Genomic DNA, 13,392 nt, shown 5'->3' with positions numbered 1-13,392 from the left:
TGTCACATTCCTCCACTGCGTTCCGTCAACGCCATGACGAATGAAACCCGGCCGATGTGACAGCGCCGGCGGATCGTCGAACAGTCAACTTATCAAGGAGACATATCATGCAGGAGAGAATGGGAAATCCCGCCCTCGTCCTTCCCGCGGCCATGCAGGCGCTCAATGCGCTCAGCAAGGTGCCAGTCGAAACCGGCCTTTCGCCGAAGCTGCTCGAACTCGTCAACCTGCGCGCCAGCCAGATCAACGGCTGCAGCGTCTGTGTCGACGGTCATCCCCGCATTGCAAAGAAACTCGGCGAAACCGACGAAAGGCTCTTCGCCATCGGCGCCTGGCGCGACTCGCCCTATTTCAGCGATGCCGAGCGCGCAGCCCTTGCGCTGACCGAGGCAGTGACCCGCGTCAGCGACCGCGCCGACCCTGTGCCGGATGATATCTGGGACGAAGCGACCCGGCATTATGACGGCAGGAGCCTTGCAGCACTCGTCATTGCCATCGCCAATATCAATGTCTGGAACCGGCTGAACATCGCCACCCGCCAGATCGCCGGGGCCTGGAAGCCGTAAACGACGAGGTTGTCGGCAGCGCGTCACCCCTGCGCTGCCGGCAACCTCATCCCCAATCAGCATGGCTTCAGGCCATGCGAAACAATCTCTCGTTCAGATGATGCCGCCGCCGCCGGCAGCGGATGCCGGGCGCTCGGCCGCCACTTGTCTGCGATAGCCGCTGGCGCGATAGACGGCAATCGGGTCGATCGCGCCGCCGGCCCTGCGGCGGGCTTCGGCCAGAATCGGCTCGACATCGGCGCGATAGGCGCGCTTCAGCGTTTCCGATGCCATCAGCGCGTCGTTGTCGTCCTGATAGCCGGAGAGCGCCTTGCGGTCGACGAGCAGCGCCTGCGCATAGGCGCGGCGGATTTCGTTGGCGCTGTTGATCAGGCTTTCGATGGGGTCGGTGACATTGTGCGACTGGTCGATCATATGGGCCGGGTTGAAGTCATTGACGCCGCGCTGCTCGGCATCGACCAGTTCGTTGAAGACGAGGAACAGCCGATAGGGATCGATCGCGCCGGCGTCGAGATCGTCGTCGCCATACTTCGAATCGTTGAAGTGGAAACCGCCGAGCTTGCCGAACTGGATCAGGCGGGCGACGATCATCTCGATATTGGTGTTTGGCGCATGGTGGCCGAGATCGACGAGGCAATAGGCCTTGGGGCCGAGCGTCTGAGCGATCAGGTAGTTGGTGCCCCAATCCTGCACGATGGTGGAATAGAAGGCCGGCTCGTACATCTTGTGCTCGGAGAACAGCTTCCAATCACCAGGCAGCGCCTTGTAGATGTCCGCCATCGAGGCGAGGTAACGCTCGAAAGCCTTGGTGAAATGGCTCTGGCCGGGGAAGTTCGAACCGTCGCCGATCCACACTGTCAATGCCTTGGAGCCGAGCGCCTTGCCGATTTCGATGCATTCGAGATTGTGCTCGACCGCTTGCGCCCGTGTTGCCGCATCGGTGTGGCTGAGCGAGCCATATTTATAGGAATGGGCCTGGTCGGGCGCATCGGAAAAGGTGTTGGAATTCATCGCATCGAAGCCGAGGCCGAGCGCATCACCCTTGGCCTTCAACTCCCTGGCATCGGCCTTGTCCCAGGGAATATGCAGCGAGACGTTCGGGGTCGCCTGCGTCAGTTGGTTGATGACGGCGCAATCGTCGAGCTTGTCGAAGATGCCGCGCGGCTCGCCGATGCCGGGGAAACGGGCAAAGCGCGTGCCGCCGGTGCCGACGCCCCACGACGGAACGGCGACGAAGAATTCCGCAACCTTCCGGGTGACTGCTTCGATATCGACGCCGCGACGGGCAAGCGTCGCGCCCAGTGCCTCGTAGTCGGCTTTCAGCGCGGTTGCCCGCTTGTCATTATCCGTCGCAACCAGATCCTGCGCGATCCTGAATTCGGCCATTTCTTCCTCCCGATTATGCAATTTAAACATTGGGACTTTGTCATGGGACAGCCCCTCATCCGCTTGCCGGCACCTTCTCCCCGTTCAGACGGGGAGAAGGGGATATGCCGCACCGTCTCCGTCCTGCTCCAACATTTCGTCAGGCAAGTCCCCTCTGCCCGTCTGAACGGGGAGAGGGTTAGGGTGAAAGGCCGACGCATCCGCCGTCAATCAAAAATCAGCGCGTAAAACTCTGCACGTTGCCGGCATCGACGTTGATGATGTTGCCGGTCGATTTTGCCGAAAGGTCCGATGCGAGGAAATAGATCGCCTCGGCGATATCTTCCGGAAACACGTTGAGTTTCAGCATCGACCGCTTGCGGTAATGTTCCTCGAGATCGTCCACCTCGATCTTGGACGAGGCGGCGCGCTGTTCGCGCCATTCGCCGCTCCAGATCTTCGAGCCGCGCAGGACGGCATCCGGGTTGACGGTGTTGACGCGGATGCCGGCATCCGCGCCTTCGAGCGCCAGGCAGCGGGCGAGATGGATTTCGGCAGCCTTGGCGGTGCAATAGGCAGCCGCATTCGGCGAAGCGGCAAGACCGTTCTTCGAAGCGACGAAGATGACGTTGCCGCCGAGCGCCTGACGGCGGAACAGGCGGAAGGCTTCGCGCGAGACGAGGAAATAGCCGGTCGCCAGAATATCGATATTGCGGTTCCAAGTCGACAGTTCGGTCGCTTCGATCGGCGCGGAGGAGGCAATGCCGGCATTCGAGACGAGGATATCGATGCCGCCGAATTCGACGCAGGCTTCCGCGAAGGAGGCGATCACCGCATCTTCCTTGGTGACGTCAAGCCGGACGCTGCGTACGGCGTCAGCGCCGTATCTCTTGACGAAATCGGCTTCGGTGCCCTCGAGTGCGGCCTGGTCGATATCGGCAAGCACCACGCAGGCACCTTCGCCGACGAGGCGCGCGGCCGTCGCCCGGCCGATGCCGCCGGCGCCGCCGGTGACGAAGGCGACGCGGCCGGCAAGGCTCTTCGGCTTCGGCATGCGCTGCAGCTTGGCCTCTTCGAGCAGCCAGTATTCGATATCGAAGGCTTCCTGCTCGGGCAGGCCCTGATATTCGGAGACCGTCGAGGCGCCGCGCATGACGTTGATGGCATTGACGTAGAATTCGCTGGCGATGCGGGCCGTCGCCTTGTCGCGGGCAAAGGACAGCATGCCGACGCCGGGCACCAGGAAGATGACGGGATTGGCGTCGCGGATGGCAGGCGAATTGTCATGCTTGCAGTCGTTATAATAGCGGGCGTAGTCGGCGCGATAGTCTTCCAGCGCCTTGTCGAGACCGGCGATGATCGCGTCGACATCCGGCTTGGCCGGGTCGAAATCGACGATCAGCGGGCGGATCTTGGTGCGCAGGAAATGGTCAGGGCAGCTGGTGCCGAGCGCGCCGAGCGGCCGCAAATCGCTGGAATTGACGAATTCGAGTACGGCGTCCTGATCGTCGAAATGCCCGAGCTTACGCTCCTGCTTGCCGATGCGACCGCGGATCTCCGGCATCAGCCGCGCGGCGATGGCGCGGCGTTCGGCAACGGCCAGGCTCTCAGTGAGCGCGCCGCCGAAAATGGTCTTTCCCTCGGTCTTTTCGGCAAACCAGACGATCGCCTTGTTGATGATGTCGAGCGTCAGCTCGTAGCAGGCCTTGGCGTCATCAGCCCAGGTAAAGAGGCCGTGGCTTTCGAGCACGACGCCCTTGGCATTCGGATTGGCGGCCACGAATGCGCCGAGGTCGAGGCCGAGCTGGAAGCCCGGACGACGCCAGGGCAGCCAGCCGATCTCGTCGCCGAAGATCTGCTGCGTCAATTCCTTCGAATTCTTCGACGCGGCGATCGCGATGATCGCGTCGGGATGCATGTGGTCGACATGGGTGAAAGGCACGAAACCATGCAGCGGCGTGTCGATTGAGGCGGCACGGGCGTTCAGGTTGAAGGTGCAGTGCGGCAGAAAGCCGACCATGCGGTCCTCGTCCTCGACGCCCTTGTAGATGCTCTTCAGCGATTCCAGCTTGTCCTGGTAGAGCGTCGCGAAACCGTCGAGCTTGATCGTGCCGACATCGCCGCCCGATCCCTTGACCCAAAGTACCTTCACCTTTCCGCCGGTCAGCGGATCGGTTTCCAGCACTTTCGCCGAGGTGTTGCCGCCGCCATAATTGGTGATGCGCTTGTCGGCGCCCAGCAGGTTGGAGCGATAGAGCAGCTTGCCAGGCTCATCGAGGCCTGCCGCGTAAGCATCATCCCACCGGTTTTCCAGAAGCCGGACGTTCGCCGCCATGTCATCCTCCCATATGAAATCTTCATCGGGACGCAAAGTTCGCGCCCCTTTTCGCTGACGGTATCGCTCATCAAAACGGCGGTTGTCAATCGAAAACGATCAAATTCGATTATTGTGCAGCGCAGTATGAAAATTTATGATCGTTTTTGATTGACACATTGTCATATGTGCGAAATAAACGATTGAAGGAGGAGCCCCATGCACGAACGCGAACGCCATCGCATCATTCTGAGCGCCGTTCAGGAAAAGTCCGTCGTGACGGTTCAGGATATTTCCGAACTGACCGAGGCTTCCGAGGCGACGATCCGGCGCGACATCGCGGCTCTTCATGTTCAAGGCAAGATCCGCCGTGTGCGCGGCGGCGCCGAGGCCGTGCATCCGCCGCAGCTCGGCAATCTTGCCGGCCGCCCCTTCCGGGTATCGGAATCGGTCAATATCGACAAGAAACGCGCAATCGCCCGCCAGGCAGTCGAGCTTTGCGATCCTGGCGATGCGATCATCATCAACGGTGGCACGACCACCTTCCAGATGGTGCATTTCATGGCGGCGCACCGCCTGCAGGTGATGACCAATTCTTTCGCCATCGCCGAACATCTGGTCAAACATTCGAAGAACACGGTGACGGTGCCGGGCGGCGCGATCTATCGCGAGCAGAGCCTGATCCTCTCCCCCTTCGACAATGACGCGATCCGCAATTTCTACGCCCGCCGTTTCTTCATCGGCGCGCAGGGCATCGGCCCGCTCGGCATCATGGAAGCCGACGCGCTGATCATCCAGAGCGAACAGAAGCTGATGCATCAGGCCGACGAATTGGTCGTCATGGCCGATTCCAGCAAGTTCCATCGCCGGTCGAGCCTCATTCTGTGCCCGCTCGAGCGTGTGTCTACGATCATCACCGATGACGGCATTCCAGAGGAAGCCGTCAGGATGATCGAGAATGCCGGCATCAGGCTCATTGTCGCGAGCCCGGTCACCCAGGCAATCAAGGAGGATTCCTCGTCGGTCGCATAAGGCGCCGGCCAGGTGTGAAGAGTGTCAATCAAGTGGGAGGATGAAAGCATGAGACTCGCAAAGAAACTCGCAATCGGCGTGGCATTTGCCGTCGCCATGATGGCCGGCACGGCAAGTGCTGCCGACATCAAGATCGGTCTCGTCGTCAAGTCGCTCGGCAACGGCTTCTTCGATGCCGCCAACAAGGGTGCGCAGGAAGCCGCCAAGGAACTCGGCGGCGTCGAGGTCATCTATACCGGTCCGACGACGACGACGGCCGAAGGCCAGATCGAAGTCATCAACTCGCTGATCGCCCAGGGCGTCAGCGCCATCGCCGTTTCGGCCAACGATCCCGACGCGCTCGTTCCGGCGCTGAAGAAGGCTACACAGCGCGGCATCAAGGTCATCTCCTGGGATTCCGGCGTCGCACCTGAAGGCCGTATCCTGCAGCTCAACCCGTCGTCCAACGAACTGATCGGCAAGATGTGCCTGACGCTCGTCAAGGACCATCTCGACGGCGGCAAGGGTGACTTCGCCATCCTGTCCGCCACGACCACCTCGACCAACCAGAACATCTGGATCGACCAGATGAAGAAGCAGCTCAAGGATTTCCCGGGCCTCAACCTCGTCACCACAGTCTATGGCGACGACCTCTCGGACAAGTCCTATCGTGAAGCCGAGGGCCTGCTGAAGGCGAACCCGAACATCAAGGTCATCGTCGCTCCGACAACGGTAGGCGTTCTCGCGGCATCGAAGGTTGTCGAAGACAAGGGCCTTGTCGGCAAGGTCTACGTCACGGGTCTCGGTCTGCCGTCCGAAATGGCCGGCGCGATCAAGTCGGGCGCCACGAAGGAATTCGCCATCTGGAACCCGATCGATCTCGGCTACTCCGCAACGCAGATCGCCTATCGCCTCGTCAAGGGCGAGACCGACGGCAAGCCAGGCAGCGAGATCGAGGCCGGCCGCATGGGCAAGATCAAGGTCGGCGACAACGGTGAAGCCGCCATGGCCGATCCCTTCGTCTACAATGCTTCGAATATCGACCAGTTCTCCAAGGTCTTCTGATCTGGGGCCGACGCATAAAAGCCCGGCGGCCTGATGGCCGCCGGGATTCTCATTCGACACTGGTAGAAGCTCGATGAACGCTGCCTTTCAACAAACCGCCACGGACAGCAAAACCGGTGATGCGCCCGCCATTCTGGAAATGCGCGGCATCTCCCAGATCTTTCCGGGCGTGAAGGCGCTCGACAATGTCAGCATCGCGCTGCATCCCGGCACGGTCACCGCGCTAATCGGCGAAAACGGCGCCGGCAAATCGACGCTGGTTAAGATCCTGACCGGCATCTACAGGCCGAACGAAGGCGAGATCCTGGTCGATGGCCAGCCGGTGACCTTTGCCAGCGCCCAGGCCGCAATCGACGCTGGCGTCACCGCCATCCATCAGGAAACCGTGCTGTTCGACGAGCTGACGGTTGCCGAAAATATTTTCCTTGGCCATGCGCCGCGCACACGTTTGCGCACCATCGACTGGCAGGCGATGAACAGCCGCGCCAAGGCGCTGCTGACCGCGCTCGAAAGCAATATCGATCCGACGATCCGGCTGAAGGACCTCTCGATCGCGCAGCGCCATCTGGTGGCGATTGCGCGCGCTCTGTCGATCGAGGCCCGCATCGTCATCATGGACGAACCGACGGCAGCCCTTTCCCGCAAGGAGATCGACGATCTCTTCCGCATCGTCCGGGGCCTGAAGGAAAAGGGCAAGGCGATCCTCTTCATCAGCCACAAGTTCGACGAGGTGTACGAGATCGCCGACGATTTCGTCGTCTTCCGCGACGGCCGCGCCGTCGGCCAGGGCCGGCTCAAGGAAACGCCGCAGGACGAGATCGTCCGCATGATGGTCGGCCGCGACGTCGAGAATGCCTTTCCGAAGGTGGATGTCGCCATCGGCGGCCCGGTGCTCGAGATCCGCAATTATAGCCACCGAACGGAATTCCGCGACATCTCCTTCACCCTGCGCAAGGGCGAGATTCTCGGCATATACGGCCTGATCGGCGCCGGCCGTTCGGAACTGTCCCAATCGCTCTTCGGCATTACCAGGCCGCTCTCCGGCACCATGATGCTCGAAGGCAGCGAAATCACCATCCATTCGCCGCAGGATGCGATCCGCGCCGGCATCGTCTACGTGCCGGAGGAGCGCGGCCGCCACGGGCTGGCGCTGCCGATGCCGATCTTCCAGAACATGACGCTGCCGTCGCTTGCCCGCACCTCGCGCCGGGGCTTCCTCAGGGCGGCAGAAGAATTCGCGCTTGCCCGCAAATATGCCGAACGGCTGGACTTACGCGCCGCTGCCCTTTCCGTCCCGGTCGGCACGCTCTCCGGCGGCAACCAGCAGAAGGTCGTCATCGGCAAATGGCTGGCGACGGCGCCGAAGGTAATCATCCTCGACGAACCCACAAAGGGCATCGACATCGGCTCGAAGGCGGCCGTGCACGGCTTCATCAGCGAACTCGCCGCCGAGGGCCTGTCGATCATCATGGTCTCGTCCGAACTGCCCGAGATCATCGGCATGTCGGACCGCGTCCTGGTGATGAAGGAAGGTCTCGCCGCCGGAATTTTCGACCGCGCCGAGCTGTCGCCGGAAGCGCTGGTGCGCGCCGCCACCGGCAATGCATGAGGCCCGCAATGCATAAGGTAAGAGCATGGCAAGACTGATTAGAAAACGCGAAACCCTGCTGTTCCTCATCATCGTCGTGATGATCGCGATCTTTTCGACGCGCGCTGCCGATTTCGCAACGCCGGAGAATCTCGCCGGTATTTTCAACGATACCTCCATCCTGATCATCCTGGCACTCGCGCAGATGACAGTCATCCTGACGAAATCGATCGACCTTTCGGTTGCCGCCAACCTCGCCTTCACCGGCATGGCGATCGCGATGATGAATGCCGCCTATCCCGACCTGCCGCTCGTCGTGCTCATCCTTGCCGCGATCGTCATCGGCGCCTGCCTCGGCGCCATCAACGGCCTTCTCGTCTGGGCGCTCGAAATCCCACCGATCGTCGTCACCCTCGGCACGCTCACCATCTATCGCGGCATGGCCTTCGTGCTCTCGGGCGGGGCGTGGGTCAACGCTCACCAGATGACGCCGGTCTTTCTATCGGTGCCGCGCACGCCGATCCTCGGCCTGCCCGTTCTCGGCTGGGTTGGCATTGTCATCGTGCTTCTGATGTATGTTGTGCTTCGATACACTCAGTTCGGCCGCTCGGCCTATGCGACCGGCGGCAATCCGACTGCGGCCGTCTATGCCGGCATCGATACGGGCTGGACGAAATTCCTGGCCTTCGTTCTGTCGGGCGCGCTTGCCGGCCTCGCGAGCTATCTCTGGGTGTCGCGTTATGCCGTCGCCTATGTCGATATCGCCAACGGCTTCGAGCTCGACAGCGTCGCGGCCTGCGTCATCGGCGGCATCTCGATTGCCGGCGGCGTCGGCTCGGTCGCAGGCACCGTGCTCGGCGCGCTTTTCCTCGGCGTCATCAAGAATGCGCTGCCGGTGATCGGCATTTCACCCTTCACGCAGATGGCGATCTCCGGAACCGTCATCATTCTCGCCGTCGCCTTCAACGCCAGGCGTGAGCGCAACCGCGGCCGCATCATCCTGCGCGACCGCGCCGCAGCCGAGATCAGAACGGAGGCCGCAGCATGAACACCGCGTCCACACACGAAAAGCGGATCATTCCCGACCGTCTCGGCACACCCTTCCGCCGCATCCTCGCGAGCTGGGAAGTGCTGCTTTTTGCCGTCGCCGTGCTGATCTTCATCTTCAATTCGCTCGCCTCGCCCTATTTCCTCGACGCCTGGAACCTCTCGGACGCCACCTTCAATTTCACCGAAAAGGCAATGATTGCCTTCGCCATGGCGCTGCTCGTCATATCAGGCGAGATCGACCTCTCGGTCGCCGCGATCATCGCGCTCGCCTCGACGGCAATGGGCGCGGCAGCCCAGGTCGGCATCGGCACACCGGGCCTGGTCGCGATCGGCATCGGCACCGGCCTTGCCTGCGGCATCTTCAACGGCGTTCTGGTCTCGGTGCTGAAACTGCCGTCGATCGTCGTCACCATCGGCACGATGAGCCTTTTCCGCGGCATTTCCTATATCGTCCTCGGCGACCAGGCCTACGGCAAATACCCGGCTGATTTCGCCTATTTCGGCCAGGGCTATGTCGTCTGGGTATTCTCCTTCGAATTCGTGCTCTTCATCGTGCTGGCGATCCTCTTCGCCGTGCTGCTGCATGCGACGAATTTCGGCCGGCAGGTCTATGCGATCGGCAACAACGACTTCGCCGCCCGCTTCTCCGGCATTCCGGTCGAGCGCGTCAAATTCATCCTCTTCCTGCTGACCGGCGTCATGAGCGGCATCGCTGCCGTCTGCCTGACTTCACGCCTCGGCTCGACCCGGCCATCGATCGCCCAGGGCTGGGAACTCGAGGTCGTCACCATGGTCGTGCTTGGCGGCATCTCGATCCTCGGCGGCTCCGGTACCATCGTCGGCGTCGTCATCGCCGCCTTCGTCATGGGCCTCGTCACCTTCGGCCTCGGTCTGCTGAACGTGCCCGGCATCGTCATGTCGATCTTCATCGGCCTGCTTCTGATCATCACCATCGCCATCCCGATCATCGCCCGCCGCATCAAGGTCATGAGCTCCCGATGACTTTAGAAAAACACGCCTTCAAAATGCAGCTCAACCCCGGCATGGAAGCCGAATACCGCAGGCGGCATGACGAGATCTGGCCGGAACTGGTCGATCTCCTGCATAAGTCAGGCGCCAGCGACTATTCCATCCATCTCGACCGCGAGACCAACACGCTGTTCGGCGTGTTGACGCGGCCCGCCGACCATAGGATGGCGAGCCTGCCGGACCATCCGGTTATGAAAAAATGGTGGGCGCACATGGCCGATATCATGGCGACCAATCCCGATAATTCGCCGGTCCAGAGCGACCTGGTCACCGTCTTCCACTTACCATGAACGCCATCTCCTATCGCCGCATCGCCGTCCTCGACATCGGCAAGACCAACGCAAAGGTCGTCGTGCTCGACAGCGAGACGGGCGCCGAGATCGCCGTCCTGAAGCGGCCGAACGTTACAATCAAAACCGGCCTTTATCCGCATTACGACGTAGAGGCTCTCTGGTCCTTTGCGCTCGATGCGCTGAAGAGCCTTGCGCGCGAGCCTGGCTTCGACGCCATTTCGATCACCACTCATGGCGCATCCGCAGCACTGCTTGGCCGAGACGGCGCGCTTGCCATGCCTGTCATCGACTATGAACACGAATATCCGCAGGAAATCCGCGATGCCTATACGCGGCTGCGCCCCTCCTTCGACGAAACCTTCTCGCCGCACCTCGCGATGGGCCTCAATGTCGGCGCGCAGCTGCACTACCAGAAGTCCGCCTTTCCCGAGGAATTCGCCGAGGTGGCGACCATCCTCACCTATGCGCAATACTGGACGGCACGGCTGACCGGTGTCGCCGCCAATGAGCTGACTTCGCTCGGCTGTCACACCGACCTCTGGAATCCGAAAGCCGGCAGCTATTCCTCGCTCGTCGACAGGCTTGGCATCCGCGACCTCATGGCGCCGATACGCTCCGCCTTCGATGCGCTCGGCCCGGTCCTGCCCGACATCGCCGCTGAGCTCGGCCTTGCCGCACCTCTGCCGGTCTATTGCGGCATTCACGATTCCAATGCCTCGCTGCTGCCGCATCTGGTCCATCGGGAGGCGCCCTTCGCTGTCGTCTCGACAGGCACATGGGTCATCAATTTCGGCGTCGGCGGCGACCTCGATCATCTCGATCCGAGCCGCGATGCGCTCGCCAATGTCGATGCCTATGGCCGTGCCGTCCCTTCCTCGCGTTTTATGGGCGGCCGGGAATTCGAGATCCTTTCGGCCGAGATCGGCCCTGTCGACGGAAAAGCCGCCCAGACGGCAATCGGCCCGGTCATCAACAAAGGCATGATGCTGCTGCCGAATATCGCGCCGGGTTCGGGGCCTTTCCCCGGAAAGACAAGCCGCTGGATCGGCGCCGAAGAGGCAAGCCGCGAGGAGCGCTCTGCCGCTGCCTGCCTCTATCTCGCCTTGATGACCGATGCCTGCCTCGGACTGATCGGCGCCAAAGGCCCTGTTATCGTCGAAGGGCCTTTTGCCCTGAATGGGACCTATCTCAAGCTGCTGGCCGCCCTAACCGGCCGCGAGGTCATGGCCCTTCCGGGCTCGACCGGCACCAGCCAGGGTGCTGCCCTTCTCACCGGCATCCGGCCAGTGTCGGGTGCCGAGACGCATGTTCCGCCGACCGATATCCCCGGACTGACCGTCTATCGCGCTCGCTGGTACGCGGCGATGGAATAGGAGTCTTTCCAAAAGCGGCCTTGTTCGTCCCTGCCTTCTGGTTAGTGTGGCACCTCGAAAATCAGGTCGAGGAGATAGCATGACAGAGACATTCGATCCGCGCACGGTTGCAGCCAGGCTTCACAGCCTGCGACAGGCCGGCCGGCAGGAGGCAACGGACAGTTTCGCGCTGCCAGCCGATCTCCATCAGGCGATGGAGGCGCAGAATTTGCTCACCGCTGCAGACAGTATTTCCAGCAACGCCTGGAAGGTGACGGTCTCGCCGCAGGGCCAGGCGGTCACCGCTCCGCTGCATCCCTATACCGAAGCCGTCTCGGACGCTGACATTCCCTGGTATCCGGGCCTGAAATTCGAAACCGAGATCGCCGTCCGTCTTGGCAGTGACCTGCCGGTCCGCACAGGCGTTCCCTACAGCCGCGCCGACGTGGTCGAGGCGATCGCCGCGGTCTATCTCGGCGCCGAACTGCTGGTGAGCGCCGTTAGGGAAAGCGGCAGCGTTTCGTTTCTGCTGTTCGTTGCCGACCGCCTCGGCAATAGCGGCTATGTGCTCGGTCCGAAGCTCGAAAAAAGCGTTGTCGACACCGTCGGCGGCACGCCGCTCAAGGTCACTCATGCCGGCCGCACGATCTATGATGGTCCGGCACAGCATCCGAAGGGCGACGTTCTCACCTGGCTCGTCGATTACGCCAATGACGGCTTGCGCCCCGATACATCGCTGAGGACAGGTGCGCTCATCACCACAGGCACGTTGAGCGGCGCGATCGAATTGACCGAACCCGGCGAGATCAACATCCTCCTCGGCGACATCAGGCTCAGCTTCTCGGTGTCGAAGGGTTGATTTGACGCCGCGGTGCCTACGCCTTCTCGCGGAACATCTCGATAATGGCGGAAAAGTCCCTGCCGCCATTGCCCTGTTTTTCGAAGAGCGCGAAAAGCTGTGCTGCTTCCGCGCCGAGCGGCGTGGAGGCGCCGCTGGTCAGCGCCGCCTCCTGCGAAAGCCTGAGATCCTTCAGCATCAGGGCTGCGGCAAAGCCCGGTCTGTAGTCATTATTCGCAGGCGAAGTCGGCACCGGCCCGGGCACCGGGCAATAGGTATTGATCGACCAGCACTGGCCCGATGAGGTCGAGGCAACGTCGAACAATGCCTGATGCGAGAGACCAAGTTTCTCGGCGAGCACGAAGGCCTCGCAGACGCCGATCATCGAAATGCCGAGGATCATATTGTTGCAGATCTTCGCAGCCTGGCCGGCGCCGGCCTCGCCGCAATGGACGATCTTCTTTCCCATCGCCTCCAGGATCGGCTTTGCCTTGGCGAAGGCCTCTTCCGAGCCGCCGGCCATGAAGGTCAGCGTGCCTGCGGTCGCCCCGCCTGTGCCGCCGGAGACGGGAGCGTCGAGCGACAGGCAGCTTGCGGCCTTGGCCATCTCATGCGCCTTGCGGCTGCTGTCGACGTCAATGGTCGAACAATCGATGACCAGCGTGCCTTGCGCCGCCGACTGCAGGATATCGGTCCAGGCCGTCAGCACATGTTTGCCCTGCGGTAGCATGGTGATGATGATCTCCGCGTCCTTGACCGCCTGGCTGGCATGGCTTGCCGGTTTGACGCCGCTCTCCTCGGCCGCCTTCAGCACCGAAGCCGCGAGATCGAAGCCAAAGACTTCATGACCTGATTTGACCAGATTGGCCGCCATCGGCCCGCCCATGTTGCCAAGCCCGATGAATGCGATCCTTGCCATGG

Annotated in this window: 12 protein-coding genes; 9 read left to right on the top strand and 3 right to left on the bottom strand. The window is 61.9% G+C overall.

Features of this window, described 5'->3' with window-relative positions; genetic code table 11:
- The first annotated feature begins 107 nt into the window (after window positions 1–107).
- Entirely contained in the window at window positions 108–566 is a 459-nt protein-coding gene (locus CUJ84_RS31305) for a carboxymuconolactone decarboxylase family protein (protein ID WP_105009482.1), read from the top strand.
- A gap of 93 nt (window positions 567–659) precedes the next feature.
- Here the strand turns inward: CUJ84_RS31305 and rhaI are convergent, their stop codons facing one another.
- Window positions 660–1,952 carry an L-rhamnose catabolism isomerase gene (gene rhaI, locus CUJ84_RS31300; protein WP_105009481.1) on the bottom strand — a complete coding sequence of 431 codons (1,293 nt, stop codon included), beginning with the start codon at window positions 1,950–1,952 and terminating at the stop codon, window positions 660–662.
- Window positions 1,953–2,169: 217 nt separating this feature from the next.
- On the bottom strand, window positions 2,170–4,266 hold the full coding sequence (locus CUJ84_RS31295; protein WP_105009480.1) for a bifunctional rhamnulose-1-phosphate aldolase/short-chain dehydrogenase: 2,097 nt from the start codon (window positions 4,264–4,266) through the stop codon (window positions 2,170–2,172).
- Between the two features lie 198 nt (window positions 4,267–4,464).
- On the opposite strand from CUJ84_RS31295, the gene CUJ84_RS31290 reads away from it, so the two are divergent.
- The 8 genes from CUJ84_RS31290 to CUJ84_RS31255 all read left to right on the top strand — a co-directional run bounded on the left by CUJ84_RS31290 (window position 4,465) and on the right by CUJ84_RS31255 (window position 12,492).
- Window positions 4,465–5,277, top strand: coding sequence for a DeoR/GlpR family DNA-binding transcription regulator (locus CUJ84_RS31290; RefSeq protein WP_018071139.1), 813 nt, complete (start codon window positions 4,465–4,467; stop codon window positions 5,275–5,277).
- 48 nt (window positions 5,278–5,325) lie between these two features.
- On the top strand, window positions 5,326–6,321 hold the full coding sequence (gene rhaS / locus CUJ84_RS31285; RefSeq protein WP_105009479.1) for a rhamnose ABC transporter substrate-binding protein: 996 nt from the start codon (window positions 5,326–5,328) through the stop codon (window positions 6,319–6,321).
- A gap of 73 nt (window positions 6,322–6,394) precedes the next feature.
- Window positions 6,395–7,930 carry a sugar ABC transporter ATP-binding protein gene (locus CUJ84_RS31280; protein WP_105009478.1) on the top strand — a complete coding sequence of 512 codons (1,536 nt, stop codon included), beginning with the start codon at window positions 6,395–6,397 and terminating at the stop codon, window positions 7,928–7,930.
- Between the two features lie 25 nt (window positions 7,931–7,955).
- Window positions 7,956–8,957, top strand: coding sequence for an ABC transporter permease (locus CUJ84_RS31275; protein WP_105009477.1), 1,002 nt, complete (start codon window positions 7,956–7,958; stop codon window positions 8,955–8,957).
- Window positions 8,954–9,961 carry an ABC transporter permease gene (locus CUJ84_RS31270; RefSeq protein ID WP_105009476.1) on the top strand — a complete coding sequence of 336 codons (1,008 nt, stop codon included), beginning with the start codon at window positions 8,954–8,956 and terminating at the stop codon, window positions 9,959–9,961. Before CUJ84_RS31275 ends, CUJ84_RS31270 begins: the two co-directional genes overlap by 4 nt.
- Window positions 9,958–10,278, top strand: coding sequence for an L-rhamnose mutarotase (gene rhaM / locus CUJ84_RS31265; protein WP_105009475.1), 321 nt, complete (start codon window positions 9,958–9,960; stop codon window positions 10,276–10,278). The genes CUJ84_RS31270 and rhaM overlap by 4 nt, the downstream gene beginning before the upstream one ends.
- Entirely contained in the window at window positions 10,275–11,654 is a 1,380-nt protein-coding gene (locus CUJ84_RS31260; RefSeq protein WP_105009474.1) for an FGGY-family carbohydrate kinase, read from the top strand. Before rhaM ends, CUJ84_RS31260 begins: the two co-directional genes overlap by 4 nt.
- A gap of 79 nt (window positions 11,655–11,733) precedes the next feature.
- Window positions 11,734–12,492 (top strand): fumarylacetoacetate hydrolase family protein, encoded by a 759-nt coding sequence (locus CUJ84_RS31255; protein ID WP_105009473.1) that lies wholly within the window; start codon window positions 11,734–11,736, stop codon window positions 12,490–12,492.
- Window positions 12,493–12,508: 16 nt separating this feature from the next.
- Here the strand turns inward: CUJ84_RS31255 and mmsB are convergent, their stop codons facing one another.
- On the bottom strand, window positions 12,509–13,390 hold the full coding sequence (mmsB, locus tag CUJ84_RS31250) for a 3-hydroxyisobutyrate dehydrogenase (RefSeq protein WP_105009472.1): 882 nt from the start codon (window positions 13,388–13,390) through the stop codon (window positions 12,509–12,511).
- Window positions 13,391–13,392 lie beyond the last annotated feature (2 nt).

Source organism: Rhizobium leguminosarum (assembly GCF_002953715.1).
Classification (GTDB): Bacteria; Pseudomonadota; Alphaproteobacteria; order Rhizobiales; family Rhizobiaceae; genus Rhizobium; species Rhizobium leguminosarum_V.
The sequence above is the reverse complement of the archived record's forward strand: the minus strand, read 5'-3'. Positions and strand labels throughout refer to the sequence as shown.